This window comes from Nocardia uniformis NBRC 13702 (assembly GCF_001613345.1).
Lineage (GTDB): Bacteria > Actinomycetota > Actinomycetes > Mycobacteriales > Mycobacteriaceae > Nocardia > Nocardia uniformis.
Genome location: NZ_BDCE01000046.1, coordinates 84,493 through 103,461, shown reverse-complemented (window position 1 = coordinate 103,461; position 18,969 = coordinate 84,493). Strand labels below are relative to the sequence as shown.

Genomic DNA, 18,969 nt, shown 5'->3' with positions numbered 1-18,969 from the left:
TACGCCACACCCCCGGGTACTTCGCGATCCATGTTCAGCCCGGTAGAGTTTGGACGGTCGTACCATCAGCGCGAGTGGCGAAATTGGCAGACGCGCCAGATTTAGGTTCTGGTGTCCACGGACGTGGGGGTTCAAGTCCCCCCTCGCGCACGAAAACCTGACAGATCTGTCAAACATTGTCCCAGCGTGTGAAAGTGCACTTGAGCACGCGCCCGCACCCGCGATGCGGGGATGCCCGCTACTGCCAGGCAACCTGCAAATAGCCGCCCGTCCAACACCATCGGTGTGGGGGTGGTTCTCATGATCGGCGTGATCGCCCCGATCGTTCCCTCCCCTGCTCCCTTGCAGCAGCTCATCCACGGGCCCCTCGACCCGCTGCCGGTACCGCCGGAACGTGGGGCCGCTGTGGTCTACGGTCTCGGGTCGGTATCCGACGGTGGCCGGGTCTCCGACAAACGCACGGTCGAAGCTCTCGGGTGGGAACCGCGTACCCCGGTCGACATTCGTCCGACCGAGCATGGCGCACTGCTCATCCGGACCACGACCCACAGCGCGGTGACGATCACCGGGCAGGGCTACCTCCGTGTGCCCTACCGAATGCGCCGACGTGTGAACCTGTACATCGGCGACCGCCTCCTGATCGCCGCCTATCCCGCACACGGTCAGATGGCGCTCTTCCCACCAGGTGCCCTGCACTCGCTACTCGAACCGGTCCGGTCCGAGCTGGTGCGAGGTGATCGCGCATGACCGTCCCCAGTTCACTTTCCGGACCCAGCCCCAGCGCCGAAACCGTCGCCGCCGCCCGTCTGCTGCTGTCTCAAATGGGCATCGCCCCAACAGATCTCATCGGCGATCCGATCCTCGCACCCACCTTCGCCGAGGTGATCCCGTTGGTGCGGGCGACCCTGACGCCGGGTACTTTGCGTACCTATAACACCCACTTCCACCGGCTACTGAACGAATGGGGCGATCGCCGCCTCGATGAACCCGCCCAACACGAACTCACGGCCATGGCCGAACAGGTCAAAGTTGGTGCGCAAGCGGGTGGTTCGCGCTCAGGCCGCGGAGCGGTCGAGAACTTCGTCGGAGCTGCCCGATGCGTGTACCGGTTCGCCGAGGAACGCTGCTGGATCCGCCCCGCAGACAATCCCGCTCGCAAGGTGTCGAAACCGGCACGCCGTTCCGCTGGGCGCTACGCGATCCCGCCCCAACAGCTCGCCGACATCAACACGGCGGCGGCCTCCACCGGCGACGACCCGGAACTGGATTGCCTGATTCTGCGCCTGCACACCGAGACCGCGTGCCGACGCGGTGGCGCGCTCTCGGTGAGACCAGCCGACCTCGATCCCGACCAATGCCTGATCCGGCTTCGAGAGAAGGGTGACACCGAACGCTGGCAGCCGGTGTCCCCCACTCTGATGCGCCACATGCTCCAGCACGCCCGCGATCGCAAAGCACCGCAATCCGGGCAGCTGCTGCGCTACCGCAACGGCAAGCCGATCACCTCACGGCGCTACGACCACCTCTGGGCCCGTATCGGCGAGGAACTGCCGTGGGTAGCCGTCCAGGGCATCACGATCCACTGGCTCCGCCACACCACCCTCACCTGGGTCGAACGCAACTTCGGGTTCGCTGTCGCTCGCTACTTCGCCAGCCACGAGGACAAAAAGTCCGGCACCACCGCGACTTACGTCAAATCGAATCTTCCCGAAATCGCCGCCGTCGTCGCAGTCATGACCGGAGAGCCGCACCCTCTCGTGCCCGCTTTCCCATCGCCTCCGCGCATCACCGCCGCGCCCGCACGCTGACTCAGACCTCCTGGAGATACCGCATGACCATCGCTCATCACACATCCGTGCGCACCGACACCCACACGCACGCGTCCGCTGCTTCGCCAGACCCGGACCTGTCCACAGGAGCACGCCGCTTCTTCTGGTGTGTTCTCGTCATCGCCGTCACCATGAGCGTCACCGGCAACGCGGCCCACGCGGCGCTACATGCGTCCGCACGTCCAGAAATCTCGGCGACGGTCGCGATCGTTCCGCCGATCGCTCTGCTTGCCGCTGTGCACGGAGTCGCGGTCTTGTACCGTGCGCACGCAGGGGCCCGCCTGACGAATCTGCTCGCGACCCTGATGACTGTATTGATCGCGGCCGGGGCGTTCTGGTTGTCCTTCACCGCATTACGCGATCTCGCCCTGCTCGCTGCCATATCCGAACGTGAAGCATGGCTGTTTCCCTTGATTGTCGAAGGCTCAATGGCACAAGCAACTGTCGCCCTGCTCGCACTCGCGCAAGCCCCACCCCGGCGTGCGCACGGAGCCGTCCATGCGGTCGGGGTACTTGACCTTGATCGCGATACGAACCTCACCCCGCACGAACGCGTCGATGCCGAAGCATCGCCCGGCACCAACGATACGCACATCGCCGTGCGCACGCCTGAGCTGACCGCCGCACCCGGGCAGCAGTGGATCGATCTCGCAGAGCTGGTCTGCGCCAACGATCCCGCGCGCCGCCGTGACCCGGCCGAGGTAGCTCAGGTTCTCGCGCACCACCACGATGACGGGTGGAGCCCGACTCGCATCGCACGAGAGATGGACCGCAGCCGATCCACAGTCAGCCGAATCTTGACCCAAGCACGTCGCCTCCAATCCGACCACGCCGCCAGGACCACACCAATGACCGCCGAACCAGTCTCGGATGAGAACGACCCACCCAGTGCCAAGTTGGTATCGCTCATCCCGTCGGCGACCGTCGACCGATCGGCGCAGATCGGTGGTGGCCGAGCGTGATTGGCTCGCCTTGAATCAGAAGATCTCGATAGCCGTTGCGGTGGCCACGAACCCATGTCCGGATTTGCCGTGCACACATCGGAACTCGGTCGCGGTCGAGGTGCAGGTGATCGTGTTGGACGTGTCCGGCCACCCCAACGTCATCGTGATCCGAGAATTCAACGGCAAGGCCGCATCGGTGAACCGACCGTCCGCGGCGACCGCGGCCGGTGAGTTGAAGAAGGCGTTCGCGATCCGACACGTCGATGGCACCTGAGTGGTCAACTCCTCACTCGATCGCCACCCGATCGCCGCGTACGGCATCGGCGTATCACTGCCCGCGCACACCGGCACCGAATCCGCCGCCCGATGATCCGGCGCGGAGAACACACACCCGCCTTGCGCAGGATTGAAATTGCACGCGATCCGCCCCGACGCATCGGTGAAGTGCGTGCCAAACGCCTGCCCGGTGTAGTGATCGGCATCCACTTCCGTCAATGCCACCGACGCGGTCGTCGAGGCGGCAGATGTCCCCTCCGGAGAACTGGCCACAGATACGGGCGCTGACGGCGACTGGACAGCCTGTCGGTTCTCACCGGTCCCGCAGCTCACCGCGGACATCACCACGAGAGCCGAAAAGCCCACCACCACAGCATGTCCCACACCGTGCATCTGCATCCCCTCTTGAACCACGATCGGAGCCGACTGCCAGCTGACCCTATGCCCGAACCGCCATCGAACTGGCGTATTCCCAAACAATCTCGCTTCCACTGGCAGCGCAGCACCGGACCTCCAGCACTCCACCAGTCCGCACGGTCACCCACGGACTCGTCGCCGCCAACTGGCGGCGACGCCACCAAGCTCACGCGCGACAGCTCCAGTACCAACGAAACGTTCTGGCACAACAGAACATGACTGTCGCGCTACGCGGTCACCCGCCTGGCACAGGGGATCCCCAAGTGCGTCTGCGGCGACCACCGCGAAGCTTCCGGAATGCAGCTCTCGCTGCTGGCCTCAGCGGGAGTCGATCAGCGGAAAGCCTACCCACGCCGAGTTACACCGTCGGATTCGGCGGCCGGGCTTACAGTGGCGACCGTTAATTCACGGTACCGATTCGAGCGATCCGCGCGGACGGTTACGAACCGACTACTCGCTTCGTGGTCGTGGCGGATTGTCGACACGCTAGCTTTCGCGAGCTTTCGAAACGAGCCATTCCTGCAACATTGCATGCCGGAACCGGTAGCCTGCCCCTTCCACTCGAAGGATACCCGCCGTGCGAGCCCAATTACAGAACTGCGCTGGACGACCACAGAATTTTCCGTTTACTCTGCATATCAGAGACGCTGCCAGAAATCTCTGGCCGTTGAATCCGACAACAAACCACACGACGAACGCCATCCATACCGCACACTGCACACCGGACTGTATTGCACTGGCATTGTTCCCAATTACCACAGGTGCAGCGACTGCCCCCGCGCTACCGAAGATGATGAAGGCCGCCGCGCCTGAGAGCAATGCAGCCACTTGGCCCTCACGAATTGGTCGGCGTTCATTTCGCCCCAGTGCAACACGTTCTTCGAAGGTGGTGGTGAAACCAACGATAAGTCCAGCGATGATTCCGAATGCGACGGCCAAGCTGGAGAGGAGAAGGTATGCGGCGGCAACTTCTCGTACCGCAGCTTCCGGGGTGAGCAGCCAAGCGATCGCAGTTATAACCGCAAAGAAGGCAAGGGCGCATCCGCCAATTACCGAAGCGCTTTGCAAACCTCGGCGCCAGCGGCGGTGCCCTGGAACCTTCCAAGCAAAGCGCTCCGATACGCCTCGAAACCCTGGAGCGTGGATTCGCAAACCAGAGTCAAGCCCGTATAGAACCAATCCCATCGGAGCAAAGATGAGCACGAAAGTCATCACTAACTTCCACTCAAATCCACTTGCCGTAGGAAACAGAGAGAGAACACCCGCAACTATCAATGACACGGCAAGTATAAAGGCAGTATGAACCGCCAGACACTTTCCGCGCCCAGCCAGTCGCCAAAACTGATCGAGTGTTATTTCCTGACCATCACGCCCCGCCGTTTGCTCACGATCAAGATGTGCGGCCAGGTTGCCGAGCCACCCCTCCACCGCAGCTGCACCATATGAGCGAGCTCGGTCAGACTCATCGATTCCCCCAACCGCAACTCGGATCCATGAACTCAGGAGCGACCGTTCGATCTCTTCAGGCGCCGCTGGTACCGTAATAGAAGAAACTGCTTCTTGATCTCCACTTCGCAGCAGATCTGCTGCAAGGCCAAGCATGAGCGGCGTACGCAGGGTGCGAGCGAGCGAACCATCCGATTCTTCGGCAATGTTATCGAGCACGGTCTCCCAACGAGTTGAAGGAAGATCGAATCGTTGACGATAGTTTTCGAGCTGGACCCAAATATTCGACGGGTCGAGACTTTTCAAGACGTAGATCTTCGCATCAACGAGTGGCATCCCACCGGATTCGCGCAATCGATAGAATGCGCTCGTACGGCACGACACAATTAAAGGCCGAGAACTCCACGGGGCGGTAGTGCTGAGAAGTTCCAGTGCGCTGCGGGCGTGTACTGGATCGGTATCGTCGGAGTCCATCTCATCCAAGCCATCGAGAACGGGGAGTACATACCCCTTCCTCATCAGAGCGGCCGTGACTGATCGTGGGACCTGGTATTCGGTCGTCAGTCGAATCGCCATCCACTCCGAGAATGGTTGTTTTCCGTCCCAGCCGGACGGACCCACGCGGACCGGCACTGGAGTGTCGTATCGCCCGGAGTCTGAAAGTGCCGACCGGCGTGCGAGAAGATCGAGTACGAGCTGGTTCAGCGTCACAGTCTTGCCGGCACCGAGTTCTCCTAGGATGACCAATCGACGCGGGCTGGCGAGGTTTTCATAGCGTTGCTCGATCGTGTTCAGCTCCAGTAGATCTGCGGGATCCGATGATGACCCATCCGACGTCTGGAACTCCAAGTCGATGGACATCCCCGCTCCGCCACGAAGTTGATTTCGCGACTGTTCCTCTTTCTGCCTGACCTCGACTGCCAGATCATTCGCCGCACGGATCAATCCTTGCCTGGAGCAGTCTGGGCGCAGCTTCTGCCAACCCCATCGGGTCGATGTTCCCGCCAGGCCCGCCCCGACCTTGATCGCTGCCGTCTCCACGCTACCGGTCACAAAGGCCCAGTGTGCCACCAGCTGCCGACAACACGCGACGCTTGAGCACAGGCTGAGGTCACATCGCCGCAAGTGCCATGCGCGACATCGTGCTCGCACAGCCGAAGTCACCGGCGACGGGAACCAGTTGCTACTCGGTCCAGGCCAATTGAGGTGTCTGAGTTGGATGAGATTTCGCGCGGCGCGCTTTGGGGCGGTGGGCGGGCGCACGCTACACCGGCGGCGTGGGTGGTCAAGCCGCGCGGGTGCGAACACCCGTGGGTGCCAATAGATCGACCGCGGCTCGGGCATGGGTTTCTCGGCTTGACCGCCCACTGACGCCGCCGGTGTCGACGCGTTGCGCCCACCGCCCCGAAGGCGCGGCGCGGACATCGGTTATTTCGGTGGTGTCCACGCTGCGCTGTCGGGCTTGTCTCATTGAGGAGTCCGCTTATGTCGTCGTCCGAAGTTTTGCTCAAGGAACCGGGTCAGTTCATTGCCGCTGTGCCCGCGCTGTTGGGATTCGTCCCGGAGCGGTCGTTCGTGGTTGTCGTGCTGCGACCGGCGTTGCCGGGCAACCCGCTCAAGGTACATGTCGCTGCCCGTTTCGAGCTCCCATCAACTGACGAGTATTCCCAACTCGCCGAGCGGGTTACCGGCGTCTGCCGCAGGTCTGGTGCTGTCGCCGCACTCGTGGTGATCGTCGATGACCGCATCGCACGTCCCGGCCGCGGTCCTGATGGCGGTGCAGCCGAGCAGCGTCCGCTGGTTGATGCGTTGCGCCACGACCTGGCCGGTTTCGATGTCGCACTTCCTGGAGCGTGGGCGGTGCCGCGCATCAGCGAAGCCGCGCAATGGTGGAACATCGACTCACCGGAGCTCCGTGGTCTGTTGCCGGATCCGTCGGCGTCGCAGGTGGCGGCCAAGCACGTCTACGACGGTCGTGTGCTGCACTCGTCGCGAGAGGACTTGGCGGATTCGATCGCTGTCGACGAGGCGCTGCGAGAACAGGTATCGGCCGTCTTGCCGAACGCCGCTGCTGATGCGCAGCGGCGGCTGGTCCGGGCAATCGTGATCAACAATCCCGATGCCTACACCAGAATGGCGTTGTGGCAGGTGATGTCGGTCATCACCCACGCCCGTGAGGGGATCCCGCTCCCCGCACAGACGATCGCCGAAGTCGCTGTCGCGCTGCGTGATCCCGCTGTCCGCGACAGCATGTTCGGCGTGGCGGGTGGCGTGCACGCACACGCCGCGGAGTACCTGTGGGGTGTCCTGACCCGCGCTCTGCCCGATCCGGACCGGGCCGAGGCGGCGACCTTGCTGGCGTTCCATGCGTATCTGCGTGGCGACGGCTCGCTGGCAGGGATCGCTCTCAGGCAGGCGCTGGCGTCAGATCCCGAACACCGGATGGCGGTCCTGCTCGACACCGCATTGCAGACCGCGATGGATCCCACGCGGTTGAACCGGCTCGTCAATTCTGGCATCGAGGTCGCTGCCGATCTGCGGATCGATATTGGCAGCGCGGCACGCGATTCCAGCATGGAGGTCGCGCGGTGAGTATCGACCGTCTGGCGTGGGCGTTGCTGTCTCGCGCGGCATCGGGTCCGTGCCAGCCACTGACGGCGCTGGTCGGCGAGGTCGGCCCCAGCCGGGCAGCTCTGATGCTGCAATCTGGCGATCTGCCGGTAGATCAGGATGTCCTCGTTCGTGGGGCCGGTGGGCTGAAGGCCGCAGCCCGAGACCTGGAGGTGGTAGAGGGGCTCGGGGGCCGGTTGGTGACGCCCGAGGACGACGAGTGGCCTCGGGAGCTGTTGGAATGCTTGCCGCCTGGCTCGGGCGATGTCGGTGACGTGGCGCCGCTGGCGTTGTGGGTGCGGGGAGACCGGTCGCTGCGCGAGGTCACCTACCGTGCGGTCGCGGTGATCGGAGCACGCGCCAGCACCGCGTACGGCAACCACGTCGCCACCGAAATCGCCGGTGACCTGGCGGGTTCGGGCCGGACCATAGTAGGCGGAGCCGCGTACGGTATCGACGCCGCAGCTCATCGGGCTGCGCTGGCGGTCGGCGGGGTGACCGTCGCGGTACTGGCGTGCGGTCTGGATCGGCCATATCCGGTGCAGCACGACCGGCTGCTCGCGGAGATCGCCGATACCGGCCTGGTGGTCACCGAGTACCCGCCCGGTGTCACCGCCAGGAAGCACTGTTTCCTGGCCCGCAATCGGCTCATCGCGGCATTGTCGACCGCGACTGTCGCCGTGGAGGCCGGTGTGCGGTCGGGGACGGCGTCCGCGGTGCGCTGGGCCGGGCGGTTCGGTCGGCCGGTGCTCGCGGTTCCGGGGCCGGTGACCTCGGCGGCGTCGGCGGGCTGCCATCGGTTCATCGCCGATGGTGATGCGGAGTTGGTGACCTGCGCCGACGACGTCCGCCGGGCCGTGGTCGAACCGTCGTGGACCCATACCGTCGAGGTCCCTGCCCCTACGCCGCGTGCGCCCGAAGGAGGGGGATCGATGACGACTTCGGTGGATGTCCCATAAGGCACCAGATTCTTGTGTGGTGCCGCCGCGCCCACCGTCGATGATCTGAAGCATGCACTGTGGTTCCGCCGCCCGTCGTGAGGCTGATCGAACAGCACCACGGCTATGGTGATGCAATGGCGTGATCGGCTGCGTGCGTGTCGGTTTCGCGTCGTGTGGGTGGTCGGTGGGGCGGGCGCACGCTACACCGGCGGCGCGGACGGTCAAGCCGCACCGCGCCGCCCACCGCAGGGCACGAACCGTCACAACACTGGCACGGGTCGTCAGCGGAACGGCTTGACCGTCCTTTCCGCCACCGGTGTCCGCGTGTAGCGCCCCACCGACCACCCCCGCACGACTGCGTCCAGTCCTGATGCCGTGGCGGGTGTGGCCGGTCCTGGGCGTGTTGTCGTCGGCTGGCGTGGGCATGTCGTCGTGGCCCGCACCAGCCGTCCCCATCCTTCACCCCGCCGTCTCCCGCATTCCCACGTTCCCCGCAGGGCGGTCGGTTCGGTGAGTGTCGTTCTCTTTCAGGGAGTTTGCATGTCCAAGCTGACCAAACAGGCCGAGGCCGATCATCGGGAAGCATGTCGCCTGGTCGATCTGCAGCGAGAGTTGTCCGAGGAGGAGAAGGAGTTCGTTCTCGAGCATTGGCAGGAATCCGCGCAGCGGACCAGCCAATGCCGTGACGGAGCGTTCTTCACACCGTCGGAGCTGGCATCGGAGTTCACGTTGCACGTATCCGGTTCACGTGTCATCGATTTGGGGGCCGGGATCGGTGCACTGGCGTTCGCATGTCATCGGGCGTTGATGTTCGCTCACCGGTTCGAAGGGCTGCCGGTGCCCGACATCGTGTGTGTGGAGCGCAATCCCGAGTATGTGCGGGTCGGGCTGAGGGTGCTGCCCGAGGCGGTCTGGATCTGCGAGGACCTGTTGCGGGTGCCGCCAATGCGGTTGCGGCCCTTCGACACCGCGGTCTCCAACCCGCCCTATGGCCCGGTGCCGCGCTGCACGGATGCGCCCGGGTATCGCGGTTCCCGTTGCGAGTACCACACGATCGCGGTGGCTGCCCAGATCGCGGCTCGTGGGGTGTTCCTGATCCCGCAGCAGTCGGCGCCCTTCGCCTACAGCGGCCGAACCGCAATGCGTTTCGGTACCGGCGATGCCGAATACACCCGCTTCTGCGCCTCCACCGGTATCACGCTGCGACCGACCTGCGGTATCGATACCGCCTATTACCGCAACCAGTGGCGGCATCGTCCACCGCCGACCGAACTCGTGTGCGCTGATTTCACCGCGCCCACCGTGCTGCGCCCGACCCGCGACCTACGCGGAATCGATCACCAGGCCAGCTGACGCAACCCACGGCTCTCTTCCACTCACTCATGGAGGTCTTCTTCGATGTCGGTATACCAGAACCCGCAAGGCAGCACCGTGGTCGTGCACCGCGAAGGCTCGCTGCTGCACGTCACGCTGTCACGGCAGAGCGATGATCCGCCGATCTCCGAGGCCAGCTGGTCAGCCCAGCTCGCCGCCGCCGCGCGCCGCGAACTCGGCCGCCCGGCACGCCGGATCTCCTCCGGCGGGGCTCTCACCCGCGACTGCACCGACGCGCGACGCGAGCGCCGCACCGCGACCTACACCATCGATTCCGCGTTCACCGTCGCCGATCGCGGTGACGAGGTACGCGTCACGGTTTCCGGGCCGCTCACCGCGGACGGTGCCCGCGCGCTCACCGCGCGGCTTCCGCTCGACTATGTGGTGCGCCGCCACCGTGGCGGGTGGTGGATCGCGCGCGACGACCGCGTCCCGCACAAGCTGAGCGTGGGCGCGAAAGTCGTTGTGGCACTGCCGCCGCGCTGCGAGCTGGCCGAGCATTTCGGTCACGGTGTCCTCGCCGCGACCCGCATCACCGTCTGCGGATCGATGGTTCCCTTCCTCACCGTCGCGCACGCCTGTACGGCGCACACGCCGACACCGGAGGAGATCGTCGCGCACAACCGCGCACACGGCGAGACGGTCGATTCGATCGAGATCACCGACCTGCCCTCCGGTAGCGCCCTCGAGTCCTGGACACCAGAACCAGCTGCGGCGACACCGTGACCTGTCGACCGAAATCAACTCTGTCAGAAAGGATTACCTCTACCATGTCTCTTCCTTCCTTCGATGAGGAAACCTACGAGAACTCCTCCGATCACGGCACCTGCTACACCATCGAGTCCACCGACGAAGTCCCTGTCAGCGGGCGAGTATTCGTCGACATGGCCGAACACACCGTGCTCGGCGACGATGGGCAGGAGCGTAGGCCCAAGATCGTGTTCCGGTTCTTCGGGTTGTTCGTGAACGGCCGTTGGTTGGGGGCGCCGGTCAGTACCGCGGCGTTCTACCCGAGCTGGAGCGATCACCGGCCCGGGATATCGATGCTCAGCCTGGGCGAACCCGGACACCTGGTGATCGAGGTGGGTCGGCTGCTCACGAACCAGCCCCCACACGTGCAGCAAGCGGTGGACACCGTGTTGGCCGCGCTGTCGCACCGTTTCCTCACCGACCTGCGGGTAGCGCAGTACCAGCAGGCGCGGGCCGCGCAGCGATGCGAACGTGCCTCGCGCGCCCAGGAATTGGCCGAAATGCGCAAGGACATCGCACGCCTGCGGTACCGCCAGGCCCGCATTGCCGCCGACGGGGCCGATGCGTTGCTCACCGCCGTGCGCCACAAGACCGGCTCCTGACCGCTCTCGGCACCGATGCACAGCCTCGACTGTTCTCTCCCACCACAGTCGATCCCCTCCCATGAAAGGACGAACTTCTCATGTCATTGGACAGCTATGCCCGTCATTTGTCGTTGCAGGATTTGGTGCCGCTGCTGCAAGAGCAGCAGGCCGCCAAGGTCGATGTCGTCGCATCGGCGTCCTCGATTCGCGCCCACGACGGAATGGTCGAACTCTTCGGTGTCACCCCGGTCGTCGACGAGCGGGGCGTCACCGCCGTCGACGGCCTGTACCGCCCCACCGGCGCGGCGGATGGGCAGATCGCGGACAAACTCGGCATCCCGGTGCGCTACCTGCGTCGATTGCGTGAACGCGAGCGGTTGGATCTCTACGACGGCAACGTCAACGGCTGGCTGCACGGCCACACCGACACCGACCTGCCCGAACCCGACGATCGATCGTTTCTGCTGCGGCTGTTCACCCCACCCCAACAGAATCAGCCCGGCATACTTCGTGCTCTCGTGTCCGACCGGTACGGAATTATCGACAACCTCGATGTGCTCACCGCCGTCCTCGAAGGCGTCCATGCCGCAGGGGCCGACACCGAGATCCGCGCCTGCGATCTGACCGATTCCACCATGCACGCCAAGGTGTATTCCCCGCAGATGTCGGCGCTGGCACCGAAGTTCCTGGCCAACTACCGCAGCGCGTTCTCCAACCCGGACCTGGAGACCGAACGCCGCCGTGTGGCAGGCGATCTCGACCGCTGGCGACCGATCGCCGCCCGCGAGGGGAAGGGATACGCGCTCGGTGCCGAGCCGGTGGTGTTCGCCGGATTCCGGTTCAGCAACGACGAAACCGGCCATCACGCGGTCCGGCTGACCCCGGAACTGGTCGTGCAGATCTGCGGCAACGGGCTGACCATCCCCATGTTCGCCCACACCCACCGTCACGTCGGCGAACGCCTCGATGCCGGGACGGTGTCGTGGTCCCAAGACACGCTGCGTAAGAAGCTCGCGGTCATCACCGCCGAAACCCGTGACCGTGTCGCGGAGTGGTTGTCGCCGGAGTTCTTCGCCGCCCGCGTCGAGGAGTTGGAGCAGACCGCCGGTGCTCCGGTCACGCAACCGGACAAGACCCTCGACGTGCTGGCGAAACGGCTCGGGTTCAGCGAGAGCGAACGGACCGAGATCCTGTCGCATTTCATCGCCGGGGGCCAGCTGACGGCTGCGGGTGTGGCCAACGCGGTCACCAGCTACTCGCAGACCATCCCCGACCCCGACCGCGCAAACGCCCTCGATGACCTCGCCTACCAGGCCATGACCCTCGCATGAGGTCAATCACGCTGTACCAGCGTGCGATTGCACTCTGTTCGCCCCAGATCCACACCGCTCCAGCCGATTTCCGGCCAGGCGAGGCATCGCGACCGTTGGTCGCCTGCCTCGCCTGTTCTCTCAGGAGGTTCGTTCCCATGATCGACACGTTGTCCCGCACCGACTATGAACACGAGCGGCACTTCGGATCCGCCGGACCCGTCTCGCACCTCGACACGAAGACCATCGATGCCTGGCGTGCCAGCGAGCCCCGATGGTCGGGCAAATACTGGCTGTTCGTCCGTGGTGAGGACGGGGTCTGGTCGCTCCATCCGATCAACGTCACCACCCGCGACAAAAAGAAGTAACACTCGCCTTACCGGTCGCGCGTCCTCGCGGGAATTCGCTGTCCCGCAGCATGATTCGCCGATCCAACCATCCTTTTCCGATTTCAGGCGGTTACCGGCCCACGCTCTGGGCTGGTAACCGCCTGTCGCTTTTCTAGTAGGAGTTTCGATGACCACCACGACAATTGACACCACGGAAACCACCGTTGCCGCTGCCCAATCCGATATCGAGGAACCTGCCACTGGCCTCGGCGATTCGATTGCCGCTGAGGCATTGTTCCTGCCGCCGGAGCGGCTGGTTCTCGATGAGAACGTGCGCAAGTCCTTCGACCTCGATGACTATCCCGAGGTCAAGGCATCGATTCAACGCGGGGTGGAGATTCCGATCATGGCGCACCGCGAATCCGACGGCACCATCACCGTGGTCGACGGCCAGATCCGCACGCTGGTCGCCATCGAGCTGAAGGTTCCCACGGTCCCGGTGTGGGTGACGCCCGCACCGCAGACCGATCCGGCCGAACGTGAGATCTGCCGTACCTCGCAGCAGATCAGGGTCAACGATCATCGGATCGCGCTCACCGACGGTGACCGTGCCGCAGGGATGGCGCGCATGTTCGACTTCGGTGCCTCGCTGACTCGCATCAGCGAGGAGATCGGGCAACGGCGTGAGCAGGTCAAGCTCGCGGTCACCGTCGGCCGCAGCCAGACCGCGTGTGCGGCCATCGATGCCCACCAGCTCGATTTCGAGCAGGCCGCCGTACTCGCGGTGTACGAGAACGTCGACGACACCGACGCGGTGGCGCGTCTGCTGGCCGCACCACGGTCGATGTTCACCTATCACGTGCGCCGGATCGCCGCCGAGCGCGAGGAATCCCGTGATCGGTTCCGTGAATCGCTGCCCTATGCCGCCGAGGGCTTCGGCGTGCACAGCCGCGACCCCCGTGACGACGACGGGTTCATCGCCGCCGAATGGCTGCGCACCAGCGACGGCGCGCAGGTCAGCGTCGCGCAGATTCACGCCGCTCCCGCCCTGTGGACGGTCTATTGCCAGCCCACCGAGGTCGAGGTGCTCATCGACCATGACACCGGCGAGGTCGTCGACCCCGACAGCATCGACCCCGCCACCAAGGACCATCCGAATGCTGTTGCCGCCGAAGGGCTTCGCCACGCTGACAGCGTCGAGCGCGGCTATTTGTGGGCTCCGGAATACTACCTGCGCGCCGACCGCCTCGACGAGTCCGGATTCCGTCACGCTGGCGACTTCGTCGAACCGATCCCGGAGGAACCCGGTATCGGCCCCGACGCGCAGCCCGACCCGGCCGAACCAGTCGATCCCGAGGCTGCTGAGGCTCGCCGCCGTGCAGCAGCCGAACAAGCGGCAGCGGCCCAGGCCGCGGCGGAAGCGGCACGGGCGCAGGAGGCTGCGGCGAAGCATCGCCGCGATGAACTCAACAAACAGGGCCACGCCGCCCTCGAGGCGCGCCGCGAGTTCCTCACCCGGTTCCTGTCCCGGAAAACGGCTCCGCCCGCGGCGGTGTGGGAGTTCGTCGCACAGGCCCTCGCCGAAGAGCCCGATCTGCTGCTCGGCCCCGATGCCGACCGTCTCGCGTACGGGCTGCTCGGAGTGAAGGGTGGAAAGCATGCCTTGCTCACGGCGATCGAGCCGGCCAAACCCCCACGCTGCCAGGTAATCGTGCTCGCGCTGGTGCTGGGCGCCTACGAAGGCAAGGTTACCAAAAGCGCCTGGCAGTACCGCGACGCCGGTGTGTCGCGCTATCTGCATTTCCTGGCCTCGCTCGGCCATGTCCTCACCTCGGTCGAGCAAGCCGCAGCCGGTGACCTCGATCCCGACAGCATCGACATCGACTCCTGACCGCCCCATCCCCGCAGCGCGCCGGACCGGCCCTTCCGCCCTCCGGGGGCCAGGCCCGGCGCGCTCAGTAATCGGAGGAGTACCCGTTGTGCCCCAATAGATTCCGAGACTCCGCCCTGGACGCGGCCCACCGCGGCTGGCACGTCTTCCCACTGCGACCGAACTCGAAAACCCCTGCCATCAACAACTGGCCGCACGAAGCCACCATCGACGAAGACCGCATCAAAACCCTCTGGCCCCGCAACTCCAGAAGAAACATTGGAATCGCCACCGGCCCCAGCGATTTGCATGTGCTCGACCTCGACACCCGCCACGACCGCGACGGTGTCGATACCCTCTACCAGCTCGCCGCCAGCGTAGCGGCTCGCGCATCGTTGATCACCTTCGCTGTGGCGACGCCGCACGGCCGCCACCTCTACTACGGGGTTCCCGCCGGCATGCGTCTGCCCAATACCGCCTCTCGTATCGGTGCCGGAATCGACTCGCGGGGCCACGGCGGCTATGTCGTGGCCCCAGGATCGCGGATCGGACCAGACTCCTACCGCATTGTGTCCGCCCGTCCACCGGTGATGCTGCCGGACTGGCTGGTCGAACTGCTTGCGCCACCGCCACTTTCCCCGCCCAGTCTGGTGTCGAACCCGCCATACAGTCTCGACGCCTACCTCAACGCCATCGTCGCCGCCGAAACCCACAAGGTCCGCACGGCTGAACTTGGCGTACGCAACATCACCTTGTTCCGGGCCTCGTTCACTCTCGGCCGGCTTGTCGCCGGCGGAGAACTCGACCAGCTGCTCATCCGCGACGCTCTTGCCGCTGCGGCCCAAGGCCACATCGGAATCCAGAATTTCACCACCCGCGAAATGTTTCGCACCATCACCAGCGGCCTCGCCATCGGCGCCAACAGACCCCGCCGTCTCACCCGACGGCGCTGATCCCGCCGCTGCCCTTCCTTCCCGCGTTCTTTCCTTCCGCTCCCGAGGAGTCCTCATGCCCGACTTTCGTGTGCTCTGGGAAATCGACCTCACCGCTGCGACTCCCCGCGCCGCCGCCCGATTGGCCAGAGACATCCAGCTCGATATCGACAGCACCGCAGCCGTATTCATCGTCACGAGCTCGGTCGACACCATCGCCCAAACGGTCGACCTCGCCGTCACCGATCCACCCCCACGGTGACCCGATGTCCTGCGACCCGATCACCGCGGCCGGGCTCTCACCCAGCCGCATCACCCGCAACATCGCTCGGGTATTCGCCGCCGCGACGCCTCACGATCTCGACGCCGGACGCCGCTGGTATCCCGACGCGTTCGCTGTTGCCACCCAGCTCAGTTCCGAAGGCGAGGTCGCCGTCGAGGCGGCCGCCATCGTGCTCGCGCACCTTTCACCTCGCACGCCCTGGGCACGCACCATCGGTTTCGCCCGCGCGCTGCTGACCACCGGGGAGGTACGCGGAGCGATCGGTGCCAACGTCGGCCGTGCCCGCACCGCTCTCGAAGTGGCCGATCCGTGGACGACGTTTTCCGCGACCGCACCGAAAACCCGGGCGTTCGCCGCCGCGATCCTCGGGGACCCCGACGCCGTCGCCATCGACGTCTGGTCCGCCCGCGCCGCCGGAATCCCCGACTCGGACCGCTGCCTGCGCCGCGTCGGCTTCTACGACGCCGCAGCCAAGCTCTACCGGCATGTCGCCCACGACCACGCGATCGCCCCGACTGTCCTGCAAGCAGTCACCTGGACCGTCATCCGCGGCAAACCCTACTGAACTCACCCGAGCCTCGATCCGCCAGGTTGCGGGCGTGGTTCTGCACGCCCCTGCCCTCACCTGGTGAATCCCGCCCTATAGCAAAGAGGGCACCGGGCCGTCTGTAGCGACCCGGTGCCCGATCTCATACAACCCGGCACCGCAAGGAAGGCACCGTCATGGCCGCACAAGCCCTGGAAAAGCACGCCCCGACTGCCGCGCAAATCTTTGCCGACCTCACCGCCGAGTGTGCGCCGATCTTCGATCAAATCGGTTGGGCCGAAGACGAAATCGCTGCGGCCCAACGCCGTCACCGTGGCGCAGCCGATCAGCTGTGGCATTGCTTTGTGCTGCTCAAGCACGAACACGAACTGATGCGCCGAGAAATCCTGTTCCGCGCTCACTGCCGCGAAATCTTGGAGCGGGTGGCCGCCGGTCACGACACCCGCGACGGGACCGCCGCCGAAGTCGTGGTGGTTCTGCGAGCAGCATGCTTGGCTGTCCCGCTGACCAGCACCGGAGCAGGGCTGTATCTGCGGATGTGGCGCGCGGCCGGACTGCCGCCCCTCGATCGCGACGGTCACATCGCCGATCAAGAACACTATGAGGCATTGGTCGGCAGGCAGATCGATGACTTGGAAGCCGACCTGCGTCACCGGTTGCGCCGCCCCGACCGCGTCCAAGACCCCGACCTGACCTGCTGCGGTGTGCACAACGGCACGCCCGTGAAATGCCAGTACGCCACTCGCCGGCCCGCACCCGCGCGGCGTGCACCTACCGCCGCCGAACCCCGCCCGAGCGAACCACCCGAACAGCTGTCGCTGATCTGACCGTCGGCACGAGCACGCCTTTCGCTGTCACCGCGGAAAGGCTGCCTCATCCCGAGCCTCGTGAAAGGCCCACTGTCATGCCGGAATTCGATCGGCCGCCCTGGCACTCGTGGTGGTCATCTCCGGCTCTCACGCACACATCTTCTGATGGACCCGGCCGCGCACCCGACCGTTGCGCCTCTGCGTTTTGTCGAAAGGACTGAAATAGCAATGGATTTCGACACCATCGGCACCGCCACTGCCGAGCTGATGTTTCGCCAAGTCGCCGCAACATGTGGCAACTACGCCGAACAGCACCAGTGGACCGAGGTGGAGATCGCGGCAGCCCAGCAGCGCCATCCCGCCCACGCCGACGTGCTGTTCCACGCGTTCTATCTGATGCAGCTGACCAATGCGCGCATGTGTTGCGAGATGCTGCTGCGCGCGCACTGTCGCGAGCTTCTCGAACGAGTCGCCGCTGGCGAGGACACCCGCCCCGGTACAGCGGTGGAAGTCCTGTTGCTCACCCACCGTTCGAGCCTCGCCGCACCCCTGACTACTGCCGCGGTCGGGCTGTTCCTGCGCATGTGGAAAGCCGCCGCACTGCCTGATCCCGACAATCACGCCGCCGTCCTCGAATACTACGAATCCACCGTCGGCAGCGACATCGACGAACTCGAAACCTGTGCACGGCAATCCGAGCAACAGGACCAGCGAATCCCGGACCCCAGCCCGGAATGCGCGGGCGAACACCTCGGGCAGGCGGTCACCTGCCGCTACGCACCACCGTCGTAGCCGTTCCGTTCGGGCACCGGAAATCCTGGATTGCTGCCGTGCCTCGATTTGTCATGGGATCGGCCCCGCACTGTGTCGCTCCCTTTCCAATTTGTCACCAAGAGAAGGGAATTCACGCATGTCCGGCATGCATTGGTCGGAGGTGCTCGGCCTACGGGTGGATATCTACCGGTCGTTGCACGGCACCAAGACCGGTATCACGGCCAGCCATGACCAACTCACCGTGGTCGGCATCGTCGATGAGACCGACGGCGGGCGGGTGCTGCCGATGCCGCTGTGGCGGCAGAGCCGACTCAGCACGTACGCCCCGGCGGTGGTCGTGCATATCGAATACCGCTGGCGGCTCGACGGCAGACAACCGCCACTCAAGTACGCGTACCTGACGCCGCTGCAACTGGATCCGAGCGAACCGGCCGTCTATTTCACCGCGCACGGCGGCAACTACGCCGGCGGCACGCCGATGCTCACCGACCCGCTCGAACCCCTGCTCGGCTACCCGCCAGGGCACCTGTTGCCCGTGCACGACCACAACCCCTTCTAGCCGCTCACCGACCCCATTCCCGCACGTCGAAGGCCGGGCAGTCCTTACCTGCCCGGCCTTCGACGTGTCCGCTCACACATCCAGATGCGAAGGGAGGCAACACCAATGCTCAAAGCCATGTCGTGGTTCTGCGGTGCCGGTGGCGACTCGCAGGCGATGGACCAGGTCCCCGATGTCGAAGTGTTCTTCGGCGCGAACCACTGGGACCGCGCCATCGAATCCCACACCGCCAACTTCCCCAGGGCCGATCACTTCTGCGGCGACCTCAGCAGTGAGGACGGCCGCAAGCGCGTCGCGAGTTTGCCTGTCGCCGATATCTTCTGGGCCTCGCCGGAGTGCCCGCAGTGGAGCGTCGCGCGGGGGCAAGAAGCGTGATTACGACGCC

The 18,969-nt window shown here is 65.1% G+C and carries 20 protein-coding genes and 1 tRNA gene; 19 read left to right on the top strand and 2 right to left on the bottom strand.

Going from position 1 to position 18,969, the window contains the following annotated elements:
* The first annotated feature begins 68 nt into the window (after positions 1-68).
* From NU1_RS15240 to NU1_RS15225, 4 genes are all read left to right on the top strand, one after another.
* A tRNA-Leu gene (locus NU1_RS15240) sits at positions 69-150 on the top strand.
* 150 nt (positions 151-300) lie between these two features.
* Positions 301-747: a hypothetical protein gene (locus NU1_RS15235; protein ID WP_084521438.1), complete on the top strand. Its 447-nt coding sequence runs from the start codon at positions 301-303 to the stop codon at positions 745-747.
* Positions 744-1,808 carry a tyrosine-type recombinase/integrase gene (locus NU1_RS15230; protein WP_067521911.1) on the top strand — a complete coding sequence of 355 codons (1,065 nt, stop codon included), beginning with the start codon at positions 744-746 and terminating at the stop codon, positions 1,806-1,808. The genes NU1_RS15235 and NU1_RS15230 overlap by 4 nt, the downstream gene beginning before the upstream one ends.
* 23 nt (positions 1,809-1,831) lie before the next feature.
* Positions 1,832-2,791, top strand: a complete 960-nt coding sequence (locus NU1_RS15225; RefSeq protein ID WP_157552302.1) for a helix-turn-helix domain-containing protein — start codon at positions 1,832-1,834, stop codon at positions 2,789-2,791.
* A 15-nt stretch (positions 2,792-2,806) separates the two neighbouring features.
* Here NU1_RS15225 and NU1_RS41445 read toward each other — a convergent pair whose 3' ends face one another.
* Both NU1_RS41445 and NU1_RS41440 read right to left on the bottom strand, forming a co-directional pair.
* Positions 2,807-3,274: a hypothetical protein gene (locus tag NU1_RS41445; RefSeq protein WP_157552300.1), complete on the bottom strand. Its 468-nt coding sequence runs from the start codon at positions 3,272-3,274 to the stop codon at positions 2,807-2,809.
* 678 nt (positions 3,275-3,952) lie between these two features.
* Entirely contained in the window at positions 3,953-5,773 is a 1,821-nt protein-coding gene (locus NU1_RS41440) for an NACHT domain-containing protein (RefSeq protein ID WP_169815065.1), read from the bottom strand.
* 624 nt (positions 5,774-6,397) lie between these two features.
* On the opposite strand from NU1_RS41440, the gene NU1_RS15215 reads away from it, so the two are divergent.
* From NU1_RS15215 to NU1_RS43245, 15 genes are all read left to right on the top strand, one after another.
* On the top strand, positions 6,398-7,504 hold the full coding sequence (locus NU1_RS15215; protein ID WP_067521906.1) for a DUF4192 domain-containing protein: 1,107 nt from the start codon (positions 6,398-6,400) through the stop codon (positions 7,502-7,504).
* Positions 7,501-8,481 (top strand): DNA-processing protein DprA, encoded by a 981-nt coding sequence (gene dprA / locus NU1_RS15210; protein ID WP_067521904.1) that lies wholly within the window; start codon positions 7,501-7,503, stop codon positions 8,479-8,481. The genes NU1_RS15215 and dprA overlap by 4 nt, the downstream gene beginning before the upstream one ends.
* Positions 8,482-9,003: 522 nt before the next feature.
* Complete coding sequence (locus NU1_RS15200) at positions 9,004-9,816, top strand: class I SAM-dependent methyltransferase (RefSeq protein WP_067521900.1); 813 nt, start codon at positions 9,004-9,006, stop codon at positions 9,814-9,816.
* 45 nt (positions 9,817-9,861) lie between these two features.
* The gene (locus NU1_RS15195; protein ID WP_157552296.1) at positions 9,862-10,563 is read left to right on the top strand and encodes a hypothetical protein; all 702 of its coding nucleotides are present in this window, start codon (positions 9,862-9,864) and stop codon (positions 10,561-10,563) included.
* 44 nt (positions 10,564-10,607) lie between these two features.
* The gene (locus NU1_RS15190; protein ID WP_067521896.1) at positions 10,608-11,189 is read left to right on the top strand and encodes a hypothetical protein; all 582 of its coding nucleotides are present in this window, start codon (positions 10,608-10,610) and stop codon (positions 11,187-11,189) included.
* An 80-nt stretch (positions 11,190-11,269) separates the two neighbouring features.
* Positions 11,270-12,502 (top strand): hypothetical protein, encoded by a 1,233-nt coding sequence (locus NU1_RS15185; protein WP_067521894.1) that lies wholly within the window; start codon positions 11,270-11,272, stop codon positions 12,500-12,502.
* A gap of 137 nt (positions 12,503-12,639) precedes the next feature.
* Positions 12,640-12,849, top strand: coding sequence for a hypothetical protein (locus NU1_RS15180; RefSeq protein ID WP_067521893.1), 210 nt, complete (start codon positions 12,640-12,642; stop codon positions 12,847-12,849).
* A 148-nt stretch (positions 12,850-12,997) separates the two neighbouring features.
* On the top strand, positions 12,998-14,701 hold the full coding sequence (locus tag NU1_RS15175) for a ParB/RepB/Spo0J family partition protein (RefSeq protein ID WP_067521891.1): 1,704 nt from the start codon (positions 12,998-13,000) through the stop codon (positions 14,699-14,701).
* Between the two features lie 86 nt (positions 14,702-14,787).
* Positions 14,788-15,633 (top strand): bifunctional DNA primase/polymerase, encoded by an 846-nt coding sequence (locus NU1_RS15170; protein WP_067521888.1) that lies wholly within the window; start codon positions 14,788-14,790, stop codon positions 15,631-15,633.
* Between the two features lie 55 nt (positions 15,634-15,688).
* Positions 15,689-15,874, top strand: coding sequence for a hypothetical protein (locus NU1_RS15165; RefSeq protein WP_067521886.1), 186 nt, complete (start codon positions 15,689-15,691; stop codon positions 15,872-15,874).
* A gap of 4 nt (positions 15,875-15,878) precedes the next feature.
* On the top strand, positions 15,879-16,460 hold the full coding sequence (locus NU1_RS15160) for a DUF7178 family protein (protein ID WP_067521884.1): 582 nt from the start codon (positions 15,879-15,881) through the stop codon (positions 16,458-16,460).
* A gap of 158 nt (positions 16,461-16,618) precedes the next feature.
* On the top strand, positions 16,619-17,269 hold the full coding sequence (locus NU1_RS15155; protein ID WP_067521882.1) for a hypothetical protein: 651 nt from the start codon (positions 16,619-16,621) through the stop codon (positions 17,267-17,269).
* Between the two features lie 210 nt (positions 17,270-17,479).
* Positions 17,480-18,043, top strand: coding sequence for a hypothetical protein (locus NU1_RS15150; RefSeq protein ID WP_067521880.1), 564 nt, complete (start codon positions 17,480-17,482; stop codon positions 18,041-18,043).
* Between the two features lie 118 nt (positions 18,044-18,161).
* Positions 18,162-18,584, top strand: coding sequence for a DUF8317 domain-containing protein (locus NU1_RS15145; protein ID WP_067521878.1), 423 nt, complete (start codon positions 18,162-18,164; stop codon positions 18,582-18,584).
* Between the two features lie 105 nt (positions 18,585-18,689).
* The gene (locus NU1_RS43245) at positions 18,690-18,959 is read left to right on the top strand and encodes a DNA cytosine methyltransferase (protein WP_245720136.1); all 270 of its coding nucleotides are present in this window, start codon (positions 18,690-18,692) and stop codon (positions 18,957-18,959) included.
* Positions 18,960-18,969 lie beyond the last annotated feature (10 nt).